Below are 26,668 nucleotides of genomic sequence, written 5' to 3'. Positions count from 1 at the left end.
AACAGACCTCACGCTGAACGTTCGGTGTCGAATGCAGCCGGCCCACGGAGCAACGCCGGCGCGGTGATCCCGGCATCGGCGATGTCCTGCCCGTCGTGTTCGGTGCCGGCAACGAGAATGCCCTTGATCGTGCGATAACGCGGATCACCGACCTCGAGGGCCCGGGCGCAGGCCGCATCGATGCGAGCATCGTCGTAACGCGACCGCAGTCGGACGATGCCTTGGATCGACCGCAGTCGATGGATCGCGTTGATCTGCGACAACTCGTCGACGATCGCGACCGCACCGGGCCCGATCTGCTCGGCCTGGGCCCGGCACCACACCACCGTCTGCAACGTGAACGCGGTCTTCTTCGGCGGATAATGCTCGGGATTCGTCGCCCGTCCCGACGGGCGACGCACATGAGTGGCCACGACCTGCTCGTCGTGGAAGATCTGCACCACATCGCCGCTGGTGCGCACCAGCAATCGTCGGCCGATCAGCTGCCACGGCGCCGAATACAACGCCTTGCCGGCCTTGACGTGGCAGTCCGGGGCGAGTTTGCCGGTGGAGTAGACCACCGGGGCGAACGGCCGCGGCGGCAACGGCGTCAAGGCGGTTTTCTCGACGGCGTCGAACACCGCTGCCGGTTGTGCGCCCTCGAGGCCGCGATGCTGGTGCCGGCCGTAGACATCGGTGCACCAGGTCAGCGCGGCGGCCTGCATCTGCGTCAGCGAGGTGAACTCGCGGCCTCGGAAGAACGAATCCCGGATATAGGGCATGGGCCGTTCGATGCGTGGTTTGTCCTTGGGTTTGCCGGCCCGGGCCGGATCGATGAGCACCTGATAGAAGTCGGCGAGTTCGGCATAGGCCCGGTTGATCTGCGGATCGTAGAGATCGGACCGATCCACTCCGGTTTTGAGGTTGTCGCACACCATCCGCGCCGGGACGCCACCGAAGAACTCGAACGCGGCCACATGCGAGGCGCACCAGGAGGTTTGATCCATCCGCAGCACCGGCTGGACGAACAGCATCCGTGAACAGGCCAGGATCATCGCGAACGCCCACACCGCCACCCGCCGGTCCGTGGCCGGATCGCGCCACATCCCGAGCTTGCCGTAGTCGACCTGACCCTCGTCGCCCGGCGGGACCGGACCACGGGGAAAGGTGGCTTTCGATGCTGCGACCCGATCGGCGAATCGTGTTGCGATATACCGCCGCACGGTCGATTCCGACACCGGAACACCGCGGTCGTCGCGCAGGCGTTGAGCGATCGTCGCCACGGTCACCGACTCGTCGAGTTGGCCCTCGATCCAGGTGTGGTGGGCGGCGATGGCCGGCCAGGTCACCGCTCGCGCTGTCGGGTCCACCACTTCCGGGAACCACGACGTGATCAACTCGCGCCACAGGTTCTCGTCGAATTTCTCACCGTCGCCCGGGGTCAACCCCGCCGCCACGGCTGGAGCCAGGTACTTGCGGATGGTTTTGCGGTCGAGTCCCAGGGCTGTCGAGATCTGCACCTGGGAGCGGCCGGCATGCCAGTGCCGGAACAGCTCTATCAGATCGGTCATCGTCCACGTTCTCCTTGCCACCGTCGGGCCCCTTCCCAGGCCCTAGAGATGGACCTTGGGAAGAAGCGAACCTGCAGCAGCACCCACACCCCGGCCGACACGCCCCAAAGGTGGGGAATTACGTGACGGCCGGGTGAGGAATTACGTGACGGGCCGACCCCTCAACCTGGGGAATTGCATGACCGCTGACAGATCTTCTCTCCGACGACCGGCCTACATGCGAGATCTTTAAGCGTAAGCAGCGGGCACTTGTGTACTTGACGGCGCTCGCTGAAATTGGATCTGGCGCACTTTCCGTGAAGCCTCTGGCGTGTCGCTGACCTGCACCGACATCGGTGGTTGAGTATCGTCCGGGTGCGCTGAAGACGGCGGGATGGACTTGTTCCCGCATTTGGACAGTGTCGATGTTCTCGACGTCCGGCGGGTAGGTGCGACCATCCGCATCGAGGCTCGGCCGCGGGGTGAGCGGGCGTCGTGCCCACGTTGTGCCGGCGAAGCGCGTCGCGTGCATTCTCGGTATCGTCGGCAACTGGCCGATACCGCAATCGGTGGGTATCCGGTCCTGATCGACATTCGGGTCCGCCGATTCTTCTGCGACACGACCGACTGCGCCGCAAAGACCTTCACCGAGCAAATTTCGGGTTTGACGCTTCCGTGGAGCCGGCGCACGCCCGCAGCGGCGGCCATGATCGAGGCGATCGGATTGGCGGTGGCCGGACGGGCCGGCGCCCGGCTCGCGAACCAGCTCGGCGTCGCGGTCGGCCGCGACACCGTGCTGCGAACCGTTCGGGCGATCCCCGATCGGCCCGTCGAGGAGGTACCGGTTCTGGGTATCGACGACTTCGCGCTCCGCCGGGGCCATGTCTACGGCACCGTCGTCATCGACATGACCACCCGTACCCCGATCGATCTGTTGCCCGACCGCACCGCGGACACCGTCGCGACGTGGTTGCGTGGCCGTCCCGAGGTCCAGATCGTGTGCCGGGATCGGGCCGGCGCGTACGCCGACGGCATCGGCACCGGCGCTCCTGAGGCCACCCAGGTTGCCGATCGTTGGCACCTGTGGCACAACCTGGTGGGTGCGGTGGAGAAGACCGTCATTCGCCACCGCGCCGACCTGCACACCCCCACCGAAACCACCGTCGTCGGACCGAACCGAACGACGCCGCCTCCGAGCACCGGGCCGGTCGAGAACCGTATCGTCACACGCACCATCGAACGCCACGCTGCCGTACACGAGTTGCTCACCCAGGGACGCACACTCTCCGACGTCTCGCGCATCCTGGAACTGGATCCCAAGACGGTCCGCCGCTTCGCCCGCGCTTCCGACGCCCACGCCTTGATCTCCACTGCGCGAAAGGGCCGCAGCATACTCGACGAGTACGCGCCTTACCTGCGTGAACGCATCGATGGCGGGTGTCTCGACGCCGCACGGCTCACCCGCGAGATCACCGCACTCGGATATCGGGGCAGCGCCAAGACCGTCGCACGATTCGTCTATCCGCTGCGCGATGCGGCCGCCCCAGCGCCGCCGCGCCCCGCCGCGCCGAGCGTCCGGCAGGTCACCGGATGGCTCACTCGCCATCCCGATCGTCTCACCGACGAGGACCGCACCGGCCGACAAGCCCTGCTTACGCGCAGCCCGGCGTTGGCCACCACCTGCCGGCTCGTGCGGGACTTCGCCGAGATCATGGTCGGCCGACGCGGTCACAAGGTGCAGGAGTGGATCGCCCGCGCCCGCCGCGACGGCGCGCCCGCGTTGCGGTCCTTCGCGGCAGGCTTGCTCCGTGACCTCGATGCCGTTACCGCGGGACTGACTATGGCCTACAGTTCCGGCCCGGTCGAAGGGCACGTCAACCGAATCAAGATGCTCAAACGACAGATGTACGGGCGAGCCAACTTCGACCTGCTCCGCAAGCGCGTCGTCCATTACGTATGAACAAGTGCGCCAAACGAATCACGGAAAGTGCGCCAGATCCCTGAAATTCCCCAGTAACGCTCATCGAAATTCCCCACCCGTGTGGCACCGCCAACGAGGGCGGGTCTCCTCCGATGCTGATGGTCTCTGACCACACATCAGCCAGCCGAAGGAGACCCGCATTCTCATGCTGACACGGGAGGACGATGTGGAAGTACACGCCCTACACAAACGAGGCTGGACGATCTCGGCGATCGCCCGGCACACCGGCCGCGACCGCAAAACCATCCGGGCCTATCTGAACAACGAACGCACCCCCGGCGTGCGCAAACGCACTGCGCCGGACCCGTTCGAACCGTTCGTCGACTACATCACCTGCCGGCTGCGGGAAGATCCGCATCTGTGGGCGCGGACCCTGTGCGACGAACTCGAAGAGCTCGGCTACCGGATGTCCTATCAGACGCTGACCCGGCAGATCCGCGACCGCGAACTCCGGCCGATATGCGAGCACTGCGCGAACGCGACCGACCGAGCGAACGCGGTCATCGAGCATCCACCCGGTGAGGAAACCCAGTGGGACTGGGTCGATCTGCCGACCCCCACCCGCCTCTTGGGGGTGGGGGTCGATGGCGCATCTGTTGGTCGGCTCGCTGGCGCATTCCGGGCGCTGGCGCGGGGTCTTGGCGCCGGCGATGACCCAGCCGCATCTGGTCGACGGTCTCGACCGCATCTGCCGCGGTCTCGGTGGCCTGACCCGCAGTTGGCGCTTCGACCGGATGAGCACGGTCTGTCATCCCGACAGCGGGCGGATCACCGCCGGCTTCGCCGGCGTCGCGAAACACTACGGCGTGACGGTGACTATCTGTCCGGCTCGGGCCGGCAACCGCAAAGGCGTCGTCGAAAAAGCCAACCATACTGCCGCCCAACGTTGGTGGCGCACCCTGCCCGACGACGTCACCATCGAGCAGGCACAGGCGCGGTTGGACGAGTTCTGCCGGGTGCGCAGCGACACCCGAGTCCGCCGCACCGCCGACGGACGCACTACCGTGGGCGCCCTGGCCGCCGCCGAAGCGTTGTCGCCGCCGCCGACAGTGCCGTATCCGGCGATCCTCACCGAGTCCCGGGTCGTGTCGCGGCAGGCGTTGGTGTCCTATCGCGGCAACCGGTATTCGGTGCCGCCGGAGTTGGCGTCGGCGCAGGTGACCGTCACCCGGGTGCTCGGATCGGAGGTCATCGACATCGTCACCGCCTCGCAGATCACCATCGCGCGACACCGCCTGGCGCCGGACGGCGCCGGGGTGATGGTCCGCGACCACGGTCACGTCCATGCGCTCGAACAGGTGGCGATGGCCGCCGCCGGCACCGGTGGTCGCCCGCACCGCCGCAAAGAACGGATCCCACCGGGACCCGAGGCGGTCGAGGCGGCACACGCACTGCGCCGCAGCACCACCGAGGTGGCAGCGTCGTCGTCCGATGAGTCCGATCCGGCGCCGGCCACCTCCGCCTCGACGGTGATCGACCTGTCCACCTACGAGCGGGCCGCCCGCGGAAGGAACACCCTCGCATGAACAGCACACCGGCCACGACGGACCCGATCCCGCCGCCGAACACCAGCGAGGCGGCCAGTCTCTACCAGCGGTTGCGCGGGCATCTGGCCGTGCTCAAACTGCACGACGCCGCCGAAGCGCTGCCGTCGGTGCTCGACCGGGCTCAGAAGGACAACCTGTCGATGACCGCCGCTCTGGAGCAGTTGCTGGCGATCGAGGTCGACGCCACCGAGGCGCGTCGGTTGGCCGGGCGGTTGCGGTTCGCCTGCCTGCCGACGCCGGCCTCGTTGGAGGACTTCGATTTCGATGCCGCCCCGAACCTGGACCGACGGCTCATCGCCGAACTCGGGATCTGCCGGTTCCTGGAAACGGCGACGAATGTGCTGCTCATCGGCCCGCCCGGGGTCGGGAAAACGCACCTGTCGGTGGGTTTGGCCCGCGCTGCGGTCCATGCCGGGTATCGCACCTATTTCACCACCGCGGCCGATCTCGCCGCTCGTTGTCATCGCGCTGCGATCGAGGGTCGGTGGGCGACGACGATGCGGTTCTTCGCCGGCCCGACCCTGCTGGTGATCGACGAACTCGGTTATCTTCCGTTGCCGGGTGAGGCGGCATCGGCATTGTTTCAGGTTGTTGCGCAACGCTATCTGAAGACCTCGATCGTCATGACCACCAATCGGGGTGTCGGGGAATGGGGTGAGGTCCTCGGTGACACGACCGTTGCCGCCGCCATGCTCGACCGGCTCCTCCACCGGTCGGTGGTGCTCAACCTCGACGGCGATTCCTACCGGCTGCGCGATCATCACGCACGCTCGGAGAACCTCCGCAAAGCCACCACCGGAACCCGACAACCGCTACAGTGAACACCGCTCACAGGTGGGGATTTTCGTTGAGCACAGCTGGGGATTTTCCCTGAGCCTCGTCATACTGGCTGTAACAGCCTGTCGTCCCGCCGCGGACTTTGTCCACTGCCGGTGGCGCATGCGGTGCGCTTGGCCGAGCACAGGTCCTGAACCTGCGCGGACCTCGCTCGTCGGAGCCTTGGAGCGGGTCTCGACACTCGCAGGGGCAGGTGAGCCCGGTTCCGGTCAGGCGGAGCACAGCTTGTTACGCCACGCGAGCCGAGAAACCAATGCCTACGCTACTGGCCGACGAGTCGACGTTTTACGGCGACAATCGGGAACCGATACCGCGACCGGTCAGACTGCGTTGCTGATAACTGCGTTGCTGATAACGCCGTTCAGCGTAGGCCAGGTCGTCACGCCACAGTCGGATGGCCGCGCTGCGAAGCACTGGAGAGAGGGCCCGGTGAACACGGCGTGCGACGGCGAAGCCGGGCCGGGGGGAGTCGGCGATGACGGCCTCGATGACGCAGGTACGCGGATGTCCGTCGGTTCCGCTGCCCAGAGGTGTGGTGTGGGTTTCGACGACACTGTCGGTGCCTTCCCCGTCGACGATGCGCATGACGACGGTACGAGGTTCGGGACTGGTGAACTCGGCCTTCACCGGGACACCGAGCCGGCCGCCGACGCGGAAGGTCACAGCGACAACGAATCGGTCGTTGTCGTCGTCGGTGCCGTGGCGGCTGGGTGCGTCGAGGACCTCGAGGTGCGTGAAGGAGTAGGGGTGAAACCACGCGCCGTGCCATGGGTCGAGCCGGTTGGCGATGATATCGACCGGTTCACAGACTCCGGTGAGGGTCGCCACGGCTGCCAGGTGGGTGTCGGCCGGTGGTCGTGCCGGGATGATCGGCGCGTCCAGTGAGGGTTCGTTGCCGATGTGGTCGAGACGGACCCAGGCCAGGACGCCATCGTCGTGGCTGGGAAACGGGGCCCAACCGTGCCCGGCATCAGGGCCTAGGCGTAACCCGTGCCAGCGGCACACCAGGGTGTCGCAGTCGAGGACCGCCGATGCCAGGGGCGCGCCGAGGTGGGGGCAGGCGCCGGGCCCGACATGAAGTTGTTGCCGAGAGTCGCGCCAGGCGACGAGTTCGATGCCGGCGACGGTGGCGCCCAACGGACGATCGCTGTGGATGGTGTCGCTGGCGGCGAATACATACCAGTTACCGGAAGGTCGTTGCTGCGATCGATCGAGGACCGCTGTGATCAAGCGGGGATCGGCAGCCTGGTAGGTGGGTTGTTGCCGGGCCCAGGTGGTCGGCGGGATCGGTTGCAGCGGCCAGGTGGGAGGCCACCGCCGGTACAGAGGTTCCAGAATGCTCATGGCGTGTAGCTTTCTCGAGTGGCCAGTCGTCGGAGCAGTGCCGATCGGCCATGGGTGGGCACCGTATACAGGTCGTGGCCGCGCACGCCCCATTCGGCGAGCAGGTGATTAGCTGCCGCCCAACCGGTGGTGGCGGCACGTTCCATCAATGCCACTGGTAGGTCGATTCGGATTCCGTCCCCGGCCAGAACCAGTCCGCGGTGCGGGGTGGCCACGGTGGGCCGGGAGGCGAAGTCTCCGGGACCGAGTTGGGGGCAGTCGCGTCGGTACTGCAGTCGTTCGCCGAGGATGCGGGCGTCCGCGGTTTCGGGATACAGGGCGTGTAGTCGCGCCAACATCTGCTGTCGCAGTGCGGCCCGGCCGGGGTCGACGGTCGCGGTCTCGGGCAGAGCGTAGGCGTGCAGCTCGATTACAGATCCGTCGTGGCGATGAGCCCAGTGGCGGGCTTGGTCTTCGTAGCGGTTGACGACGCTGATGTTGTCGAGCGGACGCAGGCTGCCGGTGCCCAGAAATGCCGGGCGGTCCTCGTTGACGGGCCGGTCGAGCCAGAGTCGCTGCACCAGGAATGCGGGCGCGGTGCCCATACGTTCGATCCGGGCCCGCCAGGCGGTGTCGCCGAGGGTGGGTGAGGCCCCGACGATTCGGCGGAGCGCGCTGACGTCGGTGGCCAGGACCACCGCGTCGGCGTCCACCCAGGTGCCGGTGGTGTCGAAGAGCCGGAACGGTGCGCCGGTGGTGGTGTCGATGGCGGCGATATCGACACCGGTGTGAAACCGGACAGTGCCGGTGAGGGAACGGGTTTGCCCTGCGGTCAAGTACTCGCGCAGCGGCGACCACAGCTCATCGAAGTTGGTGTCGGCCACGTCGAAGAGCAGGCCCTCGCTCGAGCCGAGGAAATAGATGTGGAACATGGTGGCCAACTCCGCCGCGGACATGTGCGCCGGTTCGATGAAGAAGCTGCGCGAAAACACCTCGAATGCCAGGTGCCGGGCGGCGGCAGGGAAGTTGATCCGTTCCAGAAACGTCTCGGCGTCGAACTGATCGAGTCGATGATAGATGTCGGGAACCGACACCGCTGCCAGTGGTGCCGCCGCGCGACGGTTGATGCGCATCAGGTCGCGCACGCCGAATGTGGGGCTGCGCAGCACGAAGGCAAGCGCGTTCCACGGCGGTGTGCGGGGCAGACCGCGGAAGCTGTCTCGTCGACCGTGTGCATCGATCAGGGGGTAATCGTCGAGTGGTGTCAGGAAGCGGAGTTCAGGGTCGGTGCGGCGCAACAATGCCCGCAAGTTGTAGTACTGCCGGAAGAAGGCGTGGAATCCACGGTTCATCGCGACCGGGGTGCCATCGGCGAGGTGGTCTGTCCAGCCTCCGACCCGTCCACCGAGGTAGTGTTCGCGTTCGACGACGTCCACGCTCACGCCGCGTTCTGCCAGGCCGGTCGCGGCCGCCAGTCCGGCGATACCGGCTCCGACGACAACTACGTGCGGGCGCGTCGGGAGCAGTGCGGCGTCGGGCAGACCCGATGGTGCGCGATGCCGGATACACCGCGGATCGGCCTGAGCATGGGATGTCATCGTGATCCTGTTTCGCCGGCGGTCCTCGATGCGGGCGGGGAGAAGATGGTCGACAGGTGCCCATCGATCCTGCGACATCGCGTTTCGGTGGTCGTCATGACACCCTTGTCCGTTTCCGGTCGGCGCGCTGGTGACGGCGTGGCTCCCATGCGAGCAGCACCGCAGTGACCAATGCGAAGCCGAACAGGAAGTCCTCGATCGGGATATCGAGCGGGAAGCGAACACCACTGATGTGGTGATCGTTGTAGATCACGATTGGCGCATGGAGCTTGGTGAGCCAGCCGTCGACCGGAATCTGGAAGCCGAGCACGATGATCATGCTCAGCCAGTAGGCAGGCCGACGGAACAGGCCGGTACGCAGTATCACTGCCTCGGCGAGACATACAACCAGGACCGCGATCGCTGCAGGCAGGGTGTACCCGAGACCGGTCATGACGGTTGCCGCCCGGCTCGCCGTCGACCCTGCGGTACCCGATCCAACAGGAATTCGACAGCGCCGTAGGTGAGCAGCCCACACAACGGAACCACGACGAAGAACAAGACTTCCTCGACCGGGAGGTGTCCCGGTAGTTCCACCCCAGTGACGTAGCGGGGATTGAAGCTCCAGACCCCGGCAGTAACGGCCAGCACATCCCAGGCCAGGAAGATGACAGCCACCGGTGCGACAGCTCGGACGACGCGGGCCGGCTGCCGATAGATCCGTGCCCCCCACTCCAGGGGAGCGGTCACGATCAAGCAGGCCGCCAAGACGAATAAGTAATGCCAGGAATCCATCTCACGCTCCGTTCAGGGTGAAGGAGTCGATGCGGCTCGCGTCCAGCAGGGGCATTTCGGCCGCGACCGACGGACTCCTGATCTGCCAGGAGCGTCGCAGCCGAGCACAGTTCGGACCACGATCCCAGCGCTGTTTGTCACTCCGCCGACGCGTGTCGAGCACGCACCTGCGAACACAGCCAATCACGACCTCAGGCCGGCCATGCCCAAACGGTGCAGAAAATTGCAGAAGGCGACACGCGCGGCGTTCGATCGTGAGCGTACGGTGCTCGAATCGATGACGTTGTTCGTCGGCGACTACCCCACGGGCATCCCTATAGGGTCCTCGGCGGCCCAGCGTTCTGGTGTATTCGATGTCGATTCGACTGCCATGGGGAGCCGCTCGGCAGCAGCACCGGTCTCGGGTGACGATAACTCTTCGGGATGTGGCCTTTCGCATCCCCTGTGCGCTGGGAAGAGCGCACCTACTCGCCGGCTCTCGGTGAAGATGCTGGTCTGGCGGAGGTGATGCATTTCCTCGATGTACACGCGCGCCGTTCCGGTGATCGGGTGGAGCTGCGTTATCTGCTCGTGGGCGCTGATGAGGGCGAGCAGGTGTCCGTTGCACTGGGCCATTCGACGAGCGTCCGTATCGCCGGCGCCGGGAGCAGCTACAGGACTCGGCCGAGGGCGCGGTCCCCGAGATCGTGGCTGGCTTCTCGGATTGGCCTGGTCAGGTGACGACCTCTTTGTTTCCTTGATTGCGACGTGCGCCTACCTTGCGTTGTGCTGTGCTGTCGATCTCCCGGTGAGGGGTGTTCGGGTGGCCTACTGTCTGGTCAACATTGGTTGACCGGGAGACCTTTGACGAACCGATCGACGTCGGTCGGCTCGGGTCGCGGTCGGTTCACGACGGTGAAGTGGTGGATCTGCCATGGGCGACGGGATGTCTTCCGCTGAGAATGGTCAGCTGTCTGGTGGACGTCGGTTGCTCGCCGCCGCCGCATTCGCCCCTCGGCCGGAACTGTCACTGCCCCTTGCTCATCCCGCGCTCGCCGATGGGGGCGCCACGGCAGCCCACCAGCTCGGCTACACCATCCTCTGACCGCGCCCACCTCGGGTGCGCCGGCGTAGGGAATACATGCTGGTCTTGTGGACCTTGTGGTGGTCACAGGCCGATCGCGGCGCGGGCGGTGGCCGTAACGGCCGGGTGCGTGTCGGTGAGCCGCCCGCGGCGTGTTGTGCCGGCGAGGAGTTCGAGAGCGTCGAGTGTGGGGTTGGCGACGGCGGCCGGAGCGAGAAATCCACGACCTTCCGAGCGCCATCCGAGTCCCTGCAGCACGGCGCCGATCTCGGTGTGCCAGTGCTCGGTCGGGATACCGGCGGCAACGACGGCTAAGGTCGACCAGCCGGCGTGTCGGTCGAAGTCGGTCCTGCCGAGGGGCAGTCGGGACACAATGTGCTGCCACAGTGCCACGGGTCGATCACGGGATCGTCGTGCGACCGCAGTCGGTGTCAACCGGCCGTGTCGCACACCGACCAGCCCGAGGGCGCGCCCGTTGGCGCGTAGACGTGCAAGCGGCCAAGTCAGGTCCTCGCGGTTCGCCTTGCCGATCCACCAGCTGCTCACCCCGGTCCGGTCGGCGAGTTGCTCGACCAGCGCCGGTGGTAGGTAGCCGGCGTTGGTCAGCCGGACCCCGTCGCCGATCAGGTCGAGCAGCACGAGAAATGGCTCGAGCAGCTGTGCGGCTTCTACTTCACCGATCGGGAGCACAGGGTGCGATGCCGACTGCTCCAGCAGGTGGGTCAGCGTCGGGTCTGCGCGGCGTTCGAGTCGTGCGCGCAACGCTGCGAGCTCTTCGGGTACGGGCACCGGTGCGGTCATTGCCGCCGCGATCGCGGCGGTGGCGTCGGCGACATCGAACCGGTCGGGATGCCAGTCGAGCGGTAGCCACCTACGAGCGTCATCGATGTCGTCGAACGGCGGGGGGACCGCTGCCGGGTCACACCCACCCCGGACCCAGGCTGCCAGCTCCGAATACCCCCACAAACCTCCGCAGTCCTCAGGTGGGCAGGCCCTGCGGCCGGCGGTGCAGCGCACCTCGGTGGGAGGTTCGTCGAGTACTGCTTCCACTTTCAGGACGTGGTGCCAGCCGTCACCGAAGTCGTAGTCGTACCAGAGGCGGTCGCCCGGCTCGGTCAGCAGCTGATCGAGTCGGACGGTGTCTTCGAGTACACCGTCCTCGCCTTCCTCGATATCGAAGGCTGTCACGAAGTACGGGGAGCGGGGATCGCTACCGGTACGGAAGCGGTGTAGATGACTGTCGAGCCAGCCCATCCCGGCCTGGATGACTATATGCACTCGGTCGAGGGTCAGATCGCCGGGCACCTCGAGTCGTCGCCACACCGGCGGGGTGGTGCCGAGCAGATCCAGCCGGATCCGGAAGCCACGTGCGCGCGCCGGTGGCTCACCGATGACAGGTTCGGGGGTGCGCAGCATGTCGTCGAGCCAGTCCCGGGCGCCGTGGGCGCGCAGCGCCTCCACCACAGCCTGTCGCTGCTGAGGGGTCAGCGCTGCCATCAACTGCTCGGCGTGCTCGCGGGGATCGTCCGGGGTCGCCACGATCACCAGTGAACCATCGACGGTGGCCGGCATGCCGAGCGGCTCGCCGCGGTGCGCTTGTGCGGCACGTCGCCGCGACTATCTTCGCAGTACCTTCGCTCGGCGCGTTAAGGCAGGAGCGTGGCCGATTGATGGTGGGACGCCGACGATAGTCACCGAACTCTCACCCGGATGTCCTCCGAACGCGGAGCGGTATCGACCGATCGCGGCGCCGCAGAGAGTCTCTTTTCCGGGTCGGGGCAGCATCGAGCTCGGCAGCGAACGGCATGCGACTTCATCCGGTTCACCGACCTGCTCCGCATGACCGACGACGTCGGCCGCCAGCTCCTCCGAGATATCTCAGGTTGCGGAGAAGCTACCCGGGTTCCTCGGCGCCTGCGACGATTCCGGACTGACCGTCTTCTCCGAGCAGCTCGACGAAGTCGACATGCTGCTGCTCGAGAATCTGCAGATCCGTGAGACGGTCCGCGCCATCCAGGGGTGCGTCCAGGAACGCGTCGAGTTGGTGTAGGACGGCAGATGGGGGAACTTCGGGGTTGTATGGGCAGGTATGGGAAATTTCCATACCCGACTTATGGATCTGGAGCTGAACCCGTTCAAGCCCGGATCAGGGTTGCGTCCTCCCGCGCTGGAAGGCCGGGGCAAGCAGATCGCGGCGTTCGACTTGCTCGTCGCTCGAAGCGCACGACGCAACTACGACAGAGGCATGGTCCTGTCCGGCCTGCGTGGAGTCGGTAAGACGACCGTGCTGAACACTCTCGCCGAGCACGCCGACCGGCAGGGTTGGCTGACTATCGGTATCGAAGCACGACCCAACGCTGCCGGTACCGCCGCTGTGCGCGCCAAGCTGGGCCAGGAACTGACGGTCGGCTTGCGCCGGTACAGCCGCAAGCACAAGATCCAGAAACTCATCGACCCCTGATCGAGCTGGCCCACGGACTCTCCCTCGAAATCGGCCCCCGGCCGGTCACCGTCACGTCGGCACCTGTCAACCCGCCGCCTCGAGTGGTGACATCGACCTCGACACCGACCTGCTCTCGGCGCTGTTGACCGTCCAGCACCGGGCCGGCCAACGCGAACGGCCGTTTTCCTTATCGGCGCCGGTCTTCCCGATCTGCCTGCCATCCTGGCCGAGAACCGCTCCTACGCGGAACGCCAGTTCCTGTACAGCACAGTCGGTCCCCTCGATGAAGACGCCGCCGATGCTCTGGGAATCCCGGTTCGTCACCACGGAGGTGACTTCACCGACGATGCGCTCGACGTGCTCGTCACCGCCAGCGGTGGCTACCCATACTTTCTACAGGAGTACGGCAAGGCCATCTGGAACCTCGCACCGGAGGCGCCCTTCCAAGCAGACGACGCAGAACTTGCCGTCGAGGTCGGGCGACGCCACCTCGATGAGGGTTTCTTTCTTTCCTGGTGGAATCGGGCGACGGAGAGGGAACGCCGCTACCTGAGGGCCCTCGCCGCCACCGGTGAAGATGCACCTCGGTCGGGCAAGGTGGCCGAGCTGATGGGGACAACCGCCAGCGGTGTCAGCGACATGTGACGGACATCGGAAGGGAACGCGAATGACCCCTCTGTTGGCCTTCTGGTCAGGACAGCCTTTCTGCCCAACGGAAATGTTGGGTAGTATGGGAGTATGTCCACTACGAAGAAGAAGTCGTCTGCCGCCGGACCGGGCCATGTGCCCCGCTCTGCTGGAGGCCGCGCGGTTCGTCGCGCGGTGTCGGGGCGTGTCGCCGCTGATGATCCGTTGTCTGCCGAGCGGGTGCGGTATCTAGCCGAGGAGTTCGGTGGGGCTGGTTTGGCGGCGATCGTGGGGGTCAACCGTTCGCAAACGTCTCGCTGGGTCAAAGGGGAGGAGCGGCCCGGTCCGGGTGCGGCGCCATTGCTGATCGACCTCGAGCATGTGCTGGCGCGGGCTCGTCTGGTGTGGGGGGAGGAGGCGGCGCGGACCTGGCTGGAGAGCGCGAACGTCTATCTCGACGGTGGTCGCCCGATCGATGTGCTGCAACTGTCGGGGCCGGCACCGGTGTTGGAAGCGTTGGATGCCGAGACGTGGGGTGGGGCCGCCTGACGTGCTGGTCTACCGAGTCTTTCCGTATCTGTCTTCTGCCGCGGCCGGTGAGCCTGGGCACCCGCTGTACGAGCATCGTCCGCAGCGCGGCGGCCGTATCGATCACCCCGATTATCACGTCTGGTACGTCTCGCGCTACGCCGAGGCGGCGTGCGGGGAGACTTTCGGCAATCTCGTTCGCTGGGATGTGTCGATGTTCGAGTTCCCCCAGGTGCCCGGTGCGCGCCGTGCATTGGGGGTCTTCGAGTTACCGGACGATCTGCGGATTCTCGATCTCGATGACCCGGCGCAATTGGTGCGGCTCGGCTTGCGGCCGACTCAGGTGGTGACCCGGAACCTGTCGGTCACCCAGGGGTGGGGGCATCAAATCTGGTCGGAGACGGATCCGCATTCGGATGATCGCGCGTGGCAGGCGGTGTCGTGGTGGTCTTATCACCGTCCGGTGTGGACGGTGCTGGCGTCATGGCAGCGTCCGGATGTGGTTCGTGTAGAGGTGTTGGATCTCGATCATCCGGGGATTGTCGATGCTGCGAAAGCGCTTCACCGAGTCAGGGTGTGATCGCTACCGGGTCCTTAGTAGTCCTCCCCATACGTTCATCGGGGGGCATGCAGCCAACCGATCAGCGATAGCGGTCTCGTAGTCGTCCAGATGTGACAGTTGTCGACGTAGATCAGTTGTGGTGTAGCGCCAGTAGAACTGGTGCCGCCGTGGCCTGATCGCGCTCCTCGGACGCAGCCAAACGCTGCTCAACCGCCGCCAGATCAGGGAACTCTTTGGGCGTGAGCACCTTTCGCTGCACCATCGAAAGTAGATCTCCACCTGATTCAGCCACGAGGCATGCTTCGGGGTGTGAACCATCACCGCGTCCGGATACCGCTGTGTGAAACGGTCGATCGCGGCCCCGGTGGTGTTCGAGGTGAACACCCCGCGACTGTTCGACGCTGCATATCCGGACGGGGATACTGCTGCCCCTTCCGGATCAGCGCACCCGGAGATATCGCATACCTCGGGTTCGGAGGCGGTGTGAACGCCGTGCAGTCACCGCTGCTCGCCTGGACCAGGCCTACGACGAACTGCGGCGACTGCGCCCGGGCCTGACGTTTCTGGGAAATCCGAACCTCGGTCTGCCGGTCGTGACAGTCACACCCGACCATGCGATCGAGGTCGTCATTTCGCTTGTCCCCGCCCTGTGACGATGCGGCGCTGCGGGCTGGGGTACCTCCGTTGTCCTCGCCGATTCCCGACCATGCTTCGGGACACGATCGCGGGGATGACGAGCAGCGAGTATGCCCGTCCGGGTGAAACTCTCAGCGGCACGAAGTACCGACATTTCCACCGCTCGTGCCGCCACGAAGCGAGGCGATCTGTCGGTGCAGGTCACCCGCCATGTGTCCGACCCGCACCGACGACAGGCCGCGCTTGACATAAGGCCCGCGTTATCGGTGATCGTGATGCCGCACGCCTTACACGCAGGGTGCGTACCGCCGGCAATGCTGGGTGGACGTGTCGAGAGGACCCTGCTCGGACTTGTTCACACAGCCGTCGACGAGCCCGGTTGGATCGTGACCGCACCCGGGACCGCACATGTGGGATGGTCTGTCCGGGATGGTCCGTCAACTATCGAGGCCCGCCGCTAGAAGTGCCGGATCTGTACGAATGCTTTTGGTTTCGAGCGAGGGTGCCCCGCTGTCGAGAGGATGAGGGTTCTCGGCAGCGGGGCAGTCCCCATGGTCGGTCAGCCGATACTGAAGGGCTGTCCCCACAGGGTGACCTGCTGGGTGGCCGTCGGAGTGTCGACGGTGACCTTCACATAGCTGCGAGCCTGAGCGTAGCCCGCGCAGCCTGTGACGCCGAGGGTGGTGTCGCCCCAGGTGACACTGCCGCTCGCACCCTTGAAGGTGTTGAAGTTGCGGTGCGTCTCGGCGCCGAACGCGTCGGTGGTGGTGATGTCGATGACCTTGTAGTCGTACGCCTGGTTGGGTGCGAGAGTGATTCCCGCACCGGCATTGGCGCCGAGGGTTCCGGATTGTGTCGTCGCGGTCGCGGTACCGGTGATGCCACCACCTGCGTTCAGACCACCGTTGAGATTCGCGGTGAGCGAGAGCTGGCAGGCGACGATGTAGCCGGGCTGGATGCGGCCACCGATCTTCGCGCCCGGTCCGCTGAGCTCGACCTTCGCGTTGCCGGAGACCCAGACGTTGCGGTGCAGGGGCGTGGCCCCCATCGACGGGGAGATATTCGCCGTCTCGCCGGTGCGCGTGACGGTCACGACGGTGCCGTCCGGCAGGGTCTGGGAGATGTTTCCGTCCGGCAGTGGGACGAAGGTATCGGCGTTGGCGGCACCTGCGGAAGCGAATCCGAGGGCAACGGCGATCGTCGCGCCCATGCCGGCCACCTTGAGGCCGCGGCGAAGGCCGCTGATGACGCTGGTCTTCATGTTTTTCTACTCTCGAGGTCGGGTCTCGCGCGCAGCGAGGAGTCGGGGATGTACGGTCTCGGGCTGGGTCAGCCGATGCTGAACGGCTGGCCGTACAGCGTGGTCTTGACGTAGTCGTTGCCCGTGACTTCCAGGACCGTGTAGGCGCGGGCCTGTGCGTAGCCGCCGCAGCCCTGGACCTCGAGCTGTGCGTCCTGGTACTGGATCGTGTACGTCCCGTCGGCCTTGATGTCTCTGGCCTGCACCGGAACGAACTTGACCTGGCCGGCGCTGAGGGGGATCGCCAGTGAGGCGGTTCCGCCGACGTTGCCGCCCATGGATTCTTTGACCAGGTCCGCCGACATGCCCATATTGAAACCGAGGGTCCCCGACATCTTGCTGACGTCGACCTGGCAGCCGACGATATAGCCGGTCGTCAGACGCGGAACACCGTTGGTGGAGGTGCCCTGGGTGCCGTTGGCGTCCTTGGCGATACCGCCGTTGGTCGGTCCGGCCTCGAGGCCGGCGGGAAGCCCGGTCACCGTGGCTGTGACGGTTCCCGAAACCCACGCGACGCGGCCGGCGCCGTTGGCCGCGAGCGACGGCGAGATCAGCGCGCTTTCGGCGGTTCGTGTGATCTTGTGGTTGCCGACGATCTGCTCACCGTCGGGCAGGGGAACGAAGGTGTCGGCGTGTGCCGCGCCTGCGGAGGCGAACCCCAGTGCGATGGCTGCGGCAGCGGCGAGGCCGCCGATCCGGCCGGCGCGGCGCAGGCCGGATGCGTGCTTGTTGCTCAATGGATACCCCTACTCAGGTGTGTGCGGCGCCTGTCCTTGCGGAAAGGCGCGGTCGAGCATGCCGATCTCCGGGCAGCAGAGATCGACAGGTGTATGTGACAGTGGGTCACTTTGTTCGAAAGGTCCTGTGGTGCACAGAACCTCGACGCGCGTGACGGTTGACCCCGGAGGGTACTGTGGCCGCTTGTAAGGTCAGCGGCCTCAGTTCGTGACGAACGATAACACGGACTATGACTACGGTCACTAACGATCTTGGAATGTGAGTCATATAACGTTCCGTGGAGATATGTGTGGACCTTGTACCTCGCCGACGCGATGGCAACGGTGGTGAATATTGCTGTTCTAGAACGTGTTTCACAAGGTGGCTGCTCGCAGCCGGTGATTGATCGCGGGGATACGCACGGTGGCGGTGTAGCGGTGCCGTCATCGCTTCTGCTGCGGGCCAGGTTCAGCTGCGGGACATGCCGACGTGGTTGAGGGCGTGGTCGTTGTCGAGTTTGTTCGCCTGCGCGTTCGTGCTCTTGGTGATCTTTCGTGACGGAAAGGCGCAGTGTTAAAGAACCGCGAGGGGATTGGGGTGCGGAACTCGAGGAACGGCGTGGGTGGTTGAACAGGACGGACGGCAGGAGTTCCGGTGTGGTGCGCAGAGCGGGATGGTCGGGGTCGCGGTCGTCGCCGCTGCTGCTTGCGGGTTTTCCGGTGTGGACATGGCCTCGACGGTCCATGGCGGCGTGGGCAATGCCCACACGCTGACAGCATCGATCTGCGACCGACCGTGGACATGTGTGTAGAGGCGACCGGCAGCTTCGCGTCCGGTGGCGGTGAATTTTCTGCCGCGGTGGCTGTATCGGATCGTGGTCACAGGTCCGGCGGGCGCGTCGTGGCAGGTCCCGCTGAGCGGTATTCGGGCATTGTGATCGGCAACACAATCGTACGGTGCCCCGGGGAACCAAGAGGACTACAGGAGCGCCCATGAGCACAGTGGCCACAGTTGATCGACGGCCGACGACACGCAGCGAACGTCGGTATGAGCGCAATCGGCCCGTGTGGATGATCGTGGCCGTCCTGATCGCGGTGGAGGTGATCAGTGCCTTCGAAACATCGATGATGTACGCGGCGTTGCCGACGTTCGCCCGCGTCTTCGAAGCCGACGCATCCACTGTCGGGTGGACCGTCACCGCGTTCCTGCTCGTTGCCGCAGCCTCTGCTGCGGTGTGCGGCAGGCTCGGCGACATGTACGGCCGCGAACGCGTACTGATTATCGTTCTGATCTGCGCTGCAATCGGTTCCATCATCAGCGTGGCATTCGGCACGCTGGCGGGCATCATCGTCGGACGCGCGATTCAGGGTGTCGCCGGCGCCATCTTGCCCTTGTGCATCGGTCTCGCCCGCGAACATCTGCCGGCGAAGAAGGTGCCGATGGCAATCGCGCTGATCTCCGGATCTGCCGTGGCCGCCGGTGCGGCATCGCTTCTGGTCGCCGGACTTCTCATCGACCTCGGTGACTGGCGGTACATCTTCGTCGTCACCGCCGCCTACGCCGTCGCGTGCATCGTGCTGATCGAGGCGGTGCTGCCGTGGCGTCGTCGCAATGCCGCCGAGCATCGACAGGTGGACTTCGTCGGTGCGGCCGGCCTCGCGGTATCGGTGTCCGCAATTCTGTTGGCACTCACCCAGGGCAAGAACTGGGGATGGAGTGATACTCGCGTGCTCGGTCTGCTTCTGGTCGGCGTCGTGATCTTCGCGTGGTGGGTGTGGTGGGAGCTCGGCCGCACGTCACCGATCGTCAATCTCCGTCTGCTCGCCGAACGCAATATCGCCCTGACCATGCTCGCGACGATCGCCCTGGGCGTCGGCCCGGTCGGCGTGACAACCATGCTCGTCCCGATCATCATGCAGACGCCGACGAGCGCACCCTTCGGTCTGGGGCTTTCGGCTACATACGCGGGGATGTTGTCGTTCGTCGGAGCGATGATCGGCATGTTGTTCACGCCGCTGGCGGGAAAGATCGCCGCAGCGGTCGGTGCGCGGGCATCGTTGCTGCTCGGCGCCACTCTGTTCCTCGTCGCATGTGCCGGATTCTTCGTCTTCCGTGGCTCGGTCGCCGGGATGACCGCACTGGTTGTCGTCGTGTCGGTGGCGACAGCATTTGCGTACACGGCGCTGCCGAACCTCCTCGTCGAATTCGTCCCGGAGCACAACACGAGCGAGGTCACCGGCAGTCAGTCGGTGGTGCGCACCGCGGCGATGGCGGTAGGTACATCGCTCACGACGGTTGTGCTTGCTTCTTTCGTGGTACCAGGAACATCGACTCCGACAGTCGCGGCGCTCGGCATGGTCTGCGCGATGCTGGTGCTTGCCTGCGCCGGCGCGATCGTTCTGGCGCTCGGCGTCAAGTACCGGAAGCGCTGACATCTACGCGCCGGGCGGCGCTCGAGGGACGTGCGGCGCATCTTCTCCGGCATCCTCGACGGCTGAACCCCGCCGACCCTGCGCAAACCGTGAATGGTATGCCCCAGTTCACGTTGGCACCCGATTATCCGTTTTGCAGGTTCCATAAATCGGTGCCAGTTTCCAGGAGAGTCCCGCGTTGCCACCACGACGACGTTCCGAGAATGGTGAAGCGTGTTGCCAGGCCGGGTTTCGCCATACAGAGTTGGCAGCGCGGGGATTTGGCTTACCGGCGCGACGAATGCGGCGGTCGAGAGCTCCGTGTCGCCCAACGGCATAGGGTAGACCCACGGATAGGGATCAGTGGCTGTCAGCGGCAAGTGCTCGGCGTGCTCGGCGTTCGGCGAACAAGGGGATGAACTCGCGGATAGGACGTCCCTGATAGGCGCGCACAGCCTCTGCGACGGCCTGGCGCACCACCGTTTCAGGGAGTTGTGGGAACTGCTGAACGAGTGACGCGACTGCGCGTTTCGAGACCGTGTGCTTCATGGTCGGTGTGAATGTCGCTCATGGCGAAAGTCATTCCCGACCTCCACGACGATGACGTGAACGAAAAATGAACAGTACTGACGCGGCGGCATCGCACATCGACTTGTGAGGGTGCAGGACTGGCGACCTGTACGGGTCCCGTCTACGGACGAGGCAGGGAATTGTTCGAGTCTTTCCCCGCACATGACCGCTTCCGATCGCAGCCGTAGGACGCATCCGAAGACGCTGCCGCACGGGTCTGGCAGCGTTGAGGACGGGCATCGCCGCCGCCATCATCACTGCCGCGGCGAGCACCGACAGTGCAGGGGTGACGGTGGCACGGTCAAAGCCGAGCCATCGCCGGGCGGTGAGCACCCACCGCTCGTTCGGTCGCAATCCATCAGAGTTCTGATTACGAAGACGCCGTCGATAAGGAGTATTCAGTCAATGAAGGCGGACGGGAGCTCGCTCCCGGGGCAAGACCGGAGTTCGTATTCGAGATCAAGGCATGGGCGGCATTGATGTCACGGAGGCCAGAGCCTGATCCATCTCCCGGTGGACGGCCAGCACATCCAGAAGGCCGAGGAGTTCGAAGCGTCGTGCCATCACACCGCTGTGGGCCACCACCGCGAAACCCACACGATCGGCGGAACGCCAGGACAGCCTTATCAGCACGGTAATTCCCATCGAGGCCAGGAAATTGGAGTCGGTGAGATCGATGATCAGACCGGTTGGGTCGCTTTCGAGAACACCGTCTGCGTACCTTTCGAACTGGGACAGATTGGTCAGATCGAGCTCGCCGCGCACGGACAGGACAGTAACGGTCCCTATCCGGCGGGTGGTCAGGACCAGCTGGGGCTCTCCGATGGAGGGCTGGTTCACCAGACCATCATCCCCAATGGTGCCCGGTGCGAGCAAAATGCTCCTGCATGGGTGTGGTCTTCCCGGCAGTCGGGTAAGCGATGGTCATGAGCACAATCACAGAAGCTGTCGATGTCGATGTACCGATTCGGATCGCATACAATCAGTGGACCCAGTTCGAGTCGTTTCCGCACTTCATGGAAGGCGTGCGTGAGATTCGGCAGATCGACGACACACACGTTCATTGGGTGATCGACATAGCGGGCCAGGTCCGAGAGTTCGATGCCACCATCACCGAGCAGCATCCGGACGAGCGGGTGGCCTGGACCTCGGATTCGGGGCCGAACCATGCCGGAGTGATCACGTTTCATCGTCTCGATGAGAACAAGACGCGCGTGACCGCCCAGATGGACGTCGATCCGGAAGGATTTGTCGAGAATGTTGCCGACAAGTTCGGTGTTCTCGGCAAACGGATCAAGAGCGATATGCAGAAGTTCAAAGAGTTCATCGAGCGCCGTGGGCACGAAACGGGTGGATGGCGCGGCGACGTGGACCGGCCCACCCCTTGAGAGACTTGTCAGCGCGGGTGGCAGGGCGTTTGTGCAGGCATCATCGAAGCTGAAGTGACCACATGGTGAGGTCGGAGGCTGCCGTCTGCTTCCTCCGACCTCTACTGTTCATTTCGGAGCGTCCAGAGGCAGGTGATGCCGAGATCGGCGCGGACTGTTACGCGCCGGTTCTGGTGGAGGGTCTCATCACACGGGCGGATGAGATCCATGGGAGCGCCGGGGAAGTAACCTTCAGCCGCTGAAGTAAACCGGCGACGCGGCTGAAAGTAGAGGCACGTTGATTTCATCCATCGTCATCACTGCCGGACGGCCCGCGGTGTCCCGGACTTATTGTGTGAGCCTGTAGAGTTCGCGGAACGGATCGGTGCGCATCAACGTCGTGTCCACCTCCGAGCCCCTTATTTCAGGCGCACCGGGTTCGGGTTGCTGGTAGGTCGATCCGCTGAGTGCTCATGGGGGTCTCGCGCGGTGAGCGCGGTCCACGGTTCGATGCGGTCGTTCGCTCCCTCGGAGCGGGGAACTGCAGATGCGGCAGGTTCACTCAGGATGGGCGGTACGCCAGGCATCCCAGATCCGGGGGTGCAGTCGCCCTCGGGCGGGAACGTCGAGTCCGGCGGTGCGGGCCCAGGCCCGCACTTCGGCGCTCGACGGTGCGCTGCCGGTCGTGTCCGCCATGATGGTGGGCTCTTGGGGTGGCGTGGATGAGGTGGCGCGGTAGTCGGCGTCGTTGTTCGTATCGCACCATTGCTGGGCCGCGGCGAGATAACGGTAGGTCCACTCTTCGGCGAGTTGTCTGTTCTCGCAGAACACGATCGGCACTGTCGGATAGCGGATCTGCAGTTCAGCCAGTCCGTCGGCGACGATCGCCGGGCGGACGCGCTCGAGTTTGAACACGTTCGAATAGCGGTCTTCGATTACTACTGCCGCGCGGGGGAGCGCGGCGAGTTCGGCGAGCGCGAATCGTAGTTTTCCGCTGGTCAGGCTGGAGACGAGATCGGTGAGGGATTTGCGTTCGACCGAGGCGAGGAGTCGGTCTCCGGTCCGTAGGGCGTAGTCGCCGCAGGGTAGGGCGCCGGAAGTGGTGTGGACCTGTTGGCCGATGAATCGGTAGGGATAGCGCTCGTGGGTGTCGATCACGATAGTCAGGTCGGCCAGGCCAGCAGCGCGGGCGGTGGGGGTGCGGACGTTCGGGCGGGCCTGTTTGCGGGTGCGGGGAGATTGCCAGAACACCGCGTCGCGGCCGCGGGCGGTGGTGAACACGATCTGGGAGCGGTTTTCTCGTCCTCGGTCGAGGATCAGGTCGATGGCTGCGCCGCGTCGTACGCACGAGCGTACCGGGGTGCGTTCGATGATCTCGGGGTGCTCGGGCCAGTGTTCGGTGGGGACGGGATAGCAGAACAGGGCTTTGGTGCGTGGCCATGTATCCGAGGTGCGGAAGACCAGTCCCTCGTCGATCGGGATTCGCAGGAGGTACTGCAGGCGGGACTGTGGATCGGGGTTGCGGGCGATCAGCATCTCGGCGCCTGCCGATCCATGCGGTGTGTTGTTCACATCGGGCAGTGTTCCCGGACGCGGTACTTGGCACCAGCCGTTTGCCGGTATCTGTGTGGTTCTGTCGATCAGGATGCGGATAGGTTTCTGTTCCGAACATGCAGGTGGGGCGATTATCTGCTGCGAATGAACTTCCTCGAGGTCGAGACTCGGCGACCGGTCCATGATCGGACGACGTCGTCCGGGGCCAAGGGCAGGAGCATGGGCGGTCACACTTCGTCGTCGCCCGGAAGGGTGCCTCTCTGTTTGTCAAGCGGCTTTGACGGATTGATTCGCGCCGGGTCGATGACGACGCTTTTCGTCGGACAGCATGATGCGCCAGACGCGATCGGACAGGTGACGTTTGAGGGCGCGCCTCGCTGCAGCGGGTTTTCTGCCCTCGGCGATTTTCTTGTCGTAATAGGCACGCCCGGCGCTTGCGGGCATCCGAATCTGGACCACAGCGACGGCGTAGAGCGCGCTGTTGAGCTGTCGGTCGCCGTAGCGGGAGAGGCGGTGCCGGTCGGCATCTGCGCTGGGGATCTGTACCGGTGCCGAGCCGTTGTAGTTCGCATAGACCGCCGCGGTCGGGAAGCGATCGGGCCGGCCGGTGCGGCCGATCAGCCGGGCCGCGGTCACCGCGCCGATCCCGTCGACCTCGCGCAGGCGGGTCCCGTGCTCGTCGAGCGCCTGGGACATGTGCTTCTCGTTCGCCGCGAGCTGCCCGTCGAGGCGTCGGATGTCGGCGATGAGTTCCCGACACAACCCGACCCGCATCCGGTCGACCGCGCTGCGGGCACGCAAAACCCCGCAACAGGACGGTCGCCGCAGCGGCAGTCAGCGAGGTCGGAGCACCCCCGGCAAGCAGCTGTCGAAACAACGCATGGAGTTGATTCATGCTGCGAGTTCTACTGTTGGACAGATTTGTTCGTCGCTCGCCGAGGAGTCCGAGAATTTCTGCCGGACCCTCCGGGTCGACCGGGCGGGCATCGCCCTGCATCGCGGCCACACACGCCGCCGCGGCTGCGTCGATGCGGTCGTTCTTGCGGCGTCCGCCGCGGGAGAGCTCGCGCACCCGGGCGGTGGCGGTGGCCGGGACGTCGACGACGAGTTCCTCGAGGACGAGCAGCCACTGGACGAGGTGATGGCCGAGACCGTGGGCGTTCTCCACCGCCCAGGTGCGCTGCGGCCACGTCTTGGCCCAGGTGATCAACATCCTGTAGCCGGCGAGGGTGGCGTCGATGCGGATCGAGCCGAGATCGGTGTTGGTGGCCGGGTCGACCGCGGTGGCGGTGTGGCTGGACTTGTGCGGGTCGATGCCGATGACGATCATGGAAGGCGGTTCCCTTCGCTGTCGGGATGGGGATCCGCGGAGGACAATCCGACTTCAAGTATTTCTCACAGCAGCTTGGGTCACGCCTCTCTTCAGTCACTCCGCGAACGCAGACCGGAAGGGGTGGACACACCCCACCAGGGTCAACCCAAGGGACGGGTGACAGGAATTACGCGAGTCAGCCCTTCCGGTCTGCTACGGGACGTTACGGGTAGCTGACCCGCTTACGAACCGCTGAGATCCGTACAAGTCGGAATTACGTGACGGACCAACCCCTCAACCTGGGGAAATACCTGACCGCTGACAGAGTCTCCGATTCCGGGGCACGGCGACTCGGATAGGGAACGCTGTACATCCCCATGGGCTGATCGACCGTTTGCTCGCGCCGTCGAAAGGGGTCGTTGCGGGGACGATCACCCTGGTCGGCAGCCCTATCGGGAGGTCTCGATCTTCACTGTTCGATTACGAGAAGGTGTTGGCGGCGTCGACCCCGGTCCGGGGTGTCTTGGTCTAGTTGGAGGGGACCTGTGGTTGCTACGACGCGTCGTACTGGGTCTTTGTGCTGTCGGTACCGGCTACACCGGCGGGATTCGCCAGGGTGTGCATGCTCGACCGAGTTCGCTATCATGTATTTGCGGGCGCAAATCATCGCAAATCAGGAGGTCGTGGTGAGCGAAGCAACGACAGAGAGCCGCTATCTGCGAGGCGACCTCAATTTCGAAGATGCCTTGCGTGAAGTGACCGGAGTCGACATTGGCCGTGATCAACTCGTACAGATCCTCAAGAGCCTCCATACGGCGAACCCCGCCGGGCCCGCACTGTCCGAGCACGACGCACGCGTGCTTACCGATGCCGGATTCACCGCGAGTCCCGCCGCTGCCACGGCTGCGCGAGTTGATCGCGATGTTCGGATGGCCAACCTCGTCGCGACCTCGTTGTCCATTGCAGACGCTGCAGTCCGCCTCGGCGTCACGCCGGCTCGCATCAGGCAACGAATCGCCGACGGTACCCTGTGGGCATTCGACTCCGGTCGTAACCGCTTGTTGCCACCGGCGCAATTCACCGCCAGCGGGGCCGTGCCTTACCTCGACAAAGTCATGCCCCACATCCCGAAGGACCTGCACCCGCTGACGGTTCAGACACTGCTCACACAGCCGCAGCCGTCATTGGTCGTCGATGACCGGCCGGTCTCGATTATCGCGTGGTTGACCGGCAGCGCCGGCACACCTGAAGAGATCGAGTTTGTGGTCGACGTGCTTGCCGCCGTCGAGTGGGAATCGGCGTAGATGGGGGCAATGCTTCCGCCGCCGCCCTCCATCGCGCAGCTTCGTGCGGCAGGTCTGCTGCCGAAGGAAGTACTCGAGTGGCAGCCGAGCGAGATCGTGTGGCGCGTGCACCGTACGACCGGCTCACATGTTCTCCCGTGGAATGCGTTGCGTGAGTTCGGGCCGATTCTGCGGTTCGATCAGCATCCGCTCCCGCGTGGGGAGTATCCCGGCTACGGCGTGTGGTACGGCGCTTCCAGCCCCCGAGGTGCATTGGCGGAAGCGTTTCAATCGGCGCGGGTGATCGATCGCCATCGCGGTGACCCTTATTTGACCGGTGTGCGCTTCACCCGTGTTCTGCGGTTGCTCGACGTATCCGGTATCGGTGGAGGTGCATGGGCCACTCGGGTGGGAGGCAACCATGCTCTCGATTCCGCGCCGCACCGTCTCTCGCAGCATTGGGCCCGCACCATCCATCGCGCTCACACCGGACTCGACGGGGTCATCTATCGCGGCCGGTTTGCCGGCAGCACGTCCGTTGCTGTCGTCGAACGTGCTGCCGATGCGTTTCCGCAACGTCCTGTGCTGTCGCTTCCCCTGTCGCATCCGGGTCTGGCTGATGCCGTTGATACCGCGGCGCACGAACTCGGCTATGTCGTTGTCTGATCCGGTTGCGGGGCATGGCCATCGCTCACACACCCACTGA

The 26,668-nt window shown here is 65.1% G+C and carries 23 protein-coding genes and 2 pseudogenes; 12 read left to right on the top strand and 13 right to left on the bottom strand.

The annotated features are described in order from the left end of the window. Positions 1 to 8 precede the first annotated feature (8 nt). On the bottom strand, positions 9 to 1,550 hold the full coding sequence (gene istA / locus GON09_RS26230; protein WP_213931741.1) for an IS21 family transposase: 1,542 nt from the start codon (positions 1,548 to 1,550) through the stop codon (positions 9 to 11). A 373-nt stretch (positions 1,551 to 1,923) separates the two neighbouring features. Here istA and GON09_RS26225 point away from each other — a divergent pair, with 373 nt between their 5' ends. The 3 genes and pseudogenes from GON09_RS26225 (at position 1,924) to istB (ending at position 5,878) form a co-directional block, all read left to right on the top strand. Then, positions 1,924 to 3,489: an ISL3 family transposase gene (locus tag GON09_RS26225; RefSeq protein ID WP_213934767.1), complete on the top strand. Its 1,566-nt coding sequence runs from the start codon at positions 1,924 to 1,926 to the stop codon at positions 3,487 to 3,489. A 166-nt stretch (positions 3,490 to 3,655) separates the two neighbouring features. After that, positions 3,656 to 5,036: pseudogene (locus tag GON09_RS26220) on the top strand (IS21/IS408/IS1162 family transposase). Next, on the top strand, positions 5,033 to 5,878 hold the full coding sequence (istB, locus tag GON09_RS26215; protein WP_213934907.1) for an IS21-like element helper ATPase IstB: 846 nt from the start codon (positions 5,033 to 5,035) through the stop codon (positions 5,876 to 5,878). Before GON09_RS26220 ends, istB begins: the two are co-directional and overlap by 4 nt. A gap of 301 nt (positions 5,879 to 6,179) precedes the next feature. On the opposite strand, the gene GON09_RS26210 is transcribed toward istB, so the two are convergent. The 4 genes from GON09_RS26210 to GON09_RS26195 form a co-directional block, all read right to left on the bottom strand. Beyond that, positions 6,180 to 7,238 (bottom strand): DUF5914 domain-containing protein, encoded by a 1,059-nt coding sequence (locus GON09_RS26210; RefSeq protein ID WP_213934906.1) that lies wholly within the window; start codon positions 7,236 to 7,238, stop codon positions 6,180 to 6,182. Next, complete coding sequence (locus GON09_RS26205) at positions 7,235 to 8,815, bottom strand: FAD-dependent oxidoreductase (protein ID WP_213934905.1); 1,581 nt, start codon at positions 8,813 to 8,815, stop codon at positions 7,235 to 7,237. Before GON09_RS26205 ends, GON09_RS26210 begins: the two co-directional genes overlap by 4 nt. Before the next feature lie 94 nt (positions 8,816 to 8,909). Next, complete coding sequence (locus GON09_RS26200; protein WP_213934904.1) at positions 8,910 to 9,248, bottom strand: lycopene cyclase domain-containing protein; 339 nt, start codon at positions 9,246 to 9,248, stop codon at positions 8,910 to 8,912. Beyond that, positions 9,245 to 9,589 (bottom strand): lycopene cyclase domain-containing protein, encoded by a 345-nt coding sequence (locus GON09_RS26195; RefSeq protein WP_213934903.1) that lies wholly within the window; start codon positions 9,587 to 9,589, stop codon positions 9,245 to 9,247. Before GON09_RS26195 ends, GON09_RS26200 begins: the two co-directional genes overlap by 4 nt. Before the next feature lie 925 nt (positions 9,590 to 10,514). Between GON09_RS26195 and GON09_RS26190 the strand changes: the two genes are divergently transcribed. Then, positions 10,515 to 10,673 (top strand): hypothetical protein, encoded by a 159-nt coding sequence (locus GON09_RS26190; protein WP_213934902.1) that lies wholly within the window; start codon positions 10,515 to 10,517, stop codon positions 10,671 to 10,673. A gap of 63 nt (positions 10,674 to 10,736) precedes the next feature. Here the strand turns inward: GON09_RS26190 and GON09_RS26185 are convergent, their stop codons facing one another. Together GON09_RS26185 and GON09_RS26180 are read right to left on the bottom strand one after the other, a co-directional pair. Then, positions 10,737 to 12,197 carry a plasmid pRiA4b ORF-3 family protein gene (locus tag GON09_RS26185; protein ID WP_307854553.1) on the bottom strand — a complete coding sequence of 487 codons (1,461 nt, stop codon included), beginning with the start codon at positions 12,195 to 12,197 and terminating at the stop codon, positions 10,737 to 10,739. A 349-nt stretch (positions 12,198 to 12,546) separates the two neighbouring features. Further along, complete coding sequence (locus GON09_RS26180; RefSeq protein WP_213934900.1) at positions 12,547 to 12,756, bottom strand: hypothetical protein; 210 nt, start codon at positions 12,754 to 12,756, stop codon at positions 12,547 to 12,549. A gap of 9 nt (positions 12,757 to 12,765) precedes the next feature. Between GON09_RS26180 and GON09_RS29050 the strand changes: the two genes are divergently transcribed. The 4 genes from GON09_RS29050 to GON09_RS26165 all read left to right on the top strand — a co-directional run bounded on the left by GON09_RS29050 (position 12,766) and on the right by GON09_RS26165 (position 14,830). Further along, positions 12,766 to 13,113 (top strand): ATP-binding protein, encoded by a 348-nt coding sequence (locus tag GON09_RS29050; protein ID WP_244867036.1) that lies wholly within the window; start codon positions 12,766 to 12,768, stop codon positions 13,111 to 13,113. Positions 13,114 to 13,452: 339 nt separating this feature from the next. Next, a complete protein-coding gene (locus tag GON09_RS29045) occupies positions 13,453 to 13,740 on the top strand; it encodes a hypothetical protein (RefSeq protein WP_244867035.1) in 288 nt (95 codons plus the stop codon). Between the two features lie 93 nt (positions 13,741 to 13,833). Then, entirely contained in the window at positions 13,834 to 14,271 is a 438-nt protein-coding gene (locus GON09_RS26170; RefSeq protein WP_213934899.1) for an antitoxin Xre/MbcA/ParS toxin-binding domain-containing protein, read from the top strand. Position 14,272: 1 nt separating this feature from the next. Then, complete coding sequence (locus GON09_RS26165; RefSeq protein WP_213934898.1) at positions 14,273 to 14,830, top strand: RES domain-containing protein; 558 nt, start codon at positions 14,273 to 14,275, stop codon at positions 14,828 to 14,830. 1,177 nt (positions 14,831 to 16,007) lie between these two features. Here the strand turns inward: GON09_RS26165 and GON09_RS26160 are convergent. Together GON09_RS26160 and GON09_RS26155 are read right to left on the bottom strand one after the other, a co-directional pair. Then, complete coding sequence (locus tag GON09_RS26160) at positions 16,008 to 16,709, bottom strand: MspA family porin (RefSeq protein ID WP_213934897.1); 702 nt, start codon at positions 16,707 to 16,709, stop codon at positions 16,008 to 16,010. Between the two features lie 68 nt (positions 16,710 to 16,777). Beyond that, positions 16,778 to 17,485 (bottom strand): MspA family porin, encoded by a 708-nt coding sequence (locus GON09_RS26155; RefSeq protein ID WP_213934896.1) that lies wholly within the window; start codon positions 17,483 to 17,485, stop codon positions 16,778 to 16,780. Positions 17,486 to 18,535: 1,050 nt separating this feature from the next. Between GON09_RS26155 and GON09_RS26150 the strand changes: the two genes are divergently transcribed. Beyond that, entirely contained in the window at positions 18,536 to 19,897 is a 1,362-nt protein-coding gene (locus tag GON09_RS26150) for an MFS transporter (RefSeq protein WP_213935231.1), read from the top strand. A gap of 339 nt (positions 19,898 to 20,236) precedes the next feature. On the opposite strand, the gene GON09_RS29040 is transcribed toward GON09_RS26150, so the two are convergent. Both GON09_RS29040 and GON09_RS26145 read right to left on the bottom strand, forming a co-directional pair. Continuing rightward, positions 20,237 to 20,425 (bottom strand): three-helix bundle dimerization domain-containing protein, encoded by a 189-nt coding sequence (locus tag GON09_RS29040; RefSeq protein ID WP_374195409.1) that lies wholly within the window; start codon positions 20,423 to 20,425, stop codon positions 20,237 to 20,239. A gap of 480 nt (positions 20,426 to 20,905) precedes the next feature. After that, complete coding sequence (locus GON09_RS26145) at positions 20,906 to 21,286, bottom strand: STAS domain-containing protein (RefSeq protein ID WP_307854552.1); 381 nt, start codon at positions 21,284 to 21,286, stop codon at positions 20,906 to 20,908. 86 nt (positions 21,287 to 21,372) lie between these two features. On the opposite strand from GON09_RS26145, the gene GON09_RS26140 reads away from it, so the two are divergent. Beyond that, positions 21,373 to 21,834, top strand: coding sequence for an SRPBCC family protein (locus GON09_RS26140; protein WP_213934895.1), 462 nt, complete (start codon positions 21,373 to 21,375; stop codon positions 21,832 to 21,834). Between the two features lie 537 nt (positions 21,835 to 22,371). On the opposite strand, the gene GON09_RS26135 is transcribed toward GON09_RS26140, so the two are convergent. Beyond that, positions 22,372 to 23,349: an ERCC4 domain-containing protein gene (locus GON09_RS26135; RefSeq protein ID WP_213935229.1), complete on the bottom strand. Its 978-nt coding sequence runs from the start codon at positions 23,347 to 23,349 to the stop codon at positions 22,372 to 22,374. A 285-nt stretch (positions 23,350 to 23,634) separates the two neighbouring features. Beyond that, positions 23,635 to 24,697 (bottom strand): annotated as a pseudogene (locus GON09_RS29125) (IS110 family transposase). A gap of 668 nt (positions 24,698 to 25,365) precedes the next feature. On the opposite strand from GON09_RS29125, the gene GON09_RS26125 reads away from it, so the two are divergent. Both GON09_RS26125 and GON09_RS26120 read left to right on the top strand, forming a co-directional pair. Next, entirely contained in the window at positions 25,366 to 25,983 is a 618-nt protein-coding gene (locus GON09_RS26125; protein WP_307854551.1) for a hypothetical protein, read from the top strand. Between the two features lie 9 nt (positions 25,984 to 25,992). Further along, positions 25,993 to 26,628 carry an RES family NAD+ phosphorylase gene (locus GON09_RS26120; protein ID WP_213935227.1) on the top strand — a complete coding sequence of 212 codons (636 nt, stop codon included), beginning with the start codon at positions 25,993 to 25,995 and terminating at the stop codon, positions 26,626 to 26,628. The last annotated feature ends 40 nt before the right edge of the window (positions 26,629 to 26,668 follow it).

Source organism: Rhodococcus sp. B50 (assembly GCF_013602415.1).
Taxonomy (GTDB): domain Bacteria; phylum Actinomycetota; class Actinomycetes; order Mycobacteriales; family Mycobacteriaceae; genus Rhodococcus.
The sequence above is the reverse complement of the archived record's forward strand: the minus strand, read 5'-3'. Positions and strand labels throughout refer to the sequence as shown.

What these genes read in the sequence shown, in the direction of transcription:
- istA (WP_213931741.1), bottom strand. Translation starts at nt 1,550, where the DNA reads ATGACCGATCTGATAGAGCTGTTCCGGCACTGGCATGCCGGCCGCTCC.
- GON09_RS26225 (WP_213934767.1), top strand. Translation starts at nt 1,924, where the DNA reads ATGGACTTGTTCCCGCATTTGGACAGTGTCGATGTTCTCGACGTCCGG.
- istB (WP_213934907.1), top strand. Translation starts at nt 5,033, where the DNA reads ATGAACAGCACACCGGCCACGACGGACCCGATCCCGCCGCCGAACACC.
- GON09_RS26210 (WP_213934906.1), bottom strand. Translation starts at nt 7,238, where the DNA reads ATGAGCATTCTGGAACCTCTGTACCGGCGGTGGCCTCCCACCTGGCCG.
- GON09_RS26205 (WP_213934905.1), bottom strand. Translation starts at nt 8,815, where the DNA reads ATGACATCCCATGCTCAGGCCGATCCGCGGTGTATCCGGCATCGCGCA.
- GON09_RS26200 (WP_213934904.1), bottom strand. Translation starts at nt 9,248, where the DNA reads ATGACCGGTCTCGGGTACACCCTGCCTGCAGCGATCGCGGTCCTGGTT.
- GON09_RS26195 (WP_213934903.1), bottom strand. Translation starts at nt 9,589, where the DNA reads ATGGATTCCTGGCATTACTTATTCGTCTTGGCGGCCTGCTTGATCGTG.
- GON09_RS26190 (WP_213934902.1), top strand. Translation starts at nt 10,515, where the DNA reads ATGTCTTCCGCTGAGAATGGTCAGCTGTCTGGTGGACGTCGGTTGCTC.
- GON09_RS26180 (WP_213934900.1), bottom strand. Translation starts at nt 12,756, where the DNA reads ATGGAAATTTCCCATACCTGCCCATACAACCCCGAAGTTCCCCCATCT.
- GON09_RS29050 (WP_244867036.1), top strand. Translation starts at nt 12,766, where the DNA reads ATGGATCTGGAGCTGAACCCGTTCAAGCCCGGATCAGGGTTGCGTCCT.
- GON09_RS26170 (WP_213934899.1), top strand. Translation starts at nt 13,834, where the DNA reads ATGTCCACTACGAAGAAGAAGTCGTCTGCCGCCGGACCGGGCCATGTG.
- GON09_RS26160 (WP_213934897.1), bottom strand. Translation starts at nt 16,709, where the DNA reads ATGAAGACCAGCGTCATCAGCGGCCTTCGCCGCGGCCTCAAGGTGGCC.
- GON09_RS26150 (WP_213935231.1), top strand. Translation starts at nt 18,536, where the DNA reads ATGATCGTGGCCGTCCTGATCGCGGTGGAGGTGATCAGTGCCTTCGAA.
- GON09_RS29040 (WP_374195409.1), bottom strand. Translation starts at nt 20,425, where the DNA reads ATGAAGCACACGGTCTCGAAACGCGCAGTCGCGTCACTCGTTCAGCAG.
- GON09_RS26140 (WP_213934895.1), top strand. Translation starts at nt 21,373, where the DNA reads ATGAGCACAATCACAGAAGCTGTCGATGTCGATGTACCGATTCGGATC.
- GON09_RS26135 (WP_213935229.1), bottom strand. Translation starts at nt 23,349, where the DNA reads ATGCTGATCGCCCGCAACCCCGATCCACAGTCCCGCCTGCAGTACCTC.
- GON09_RS26120 (WP_213935227.1), top strand. Translation starts at nt 25,993, where the DNA reads ATGCTTCCGCCGCCGCCCTCCATCGCGCAGCTTCGTGCGGCAGGTCTG.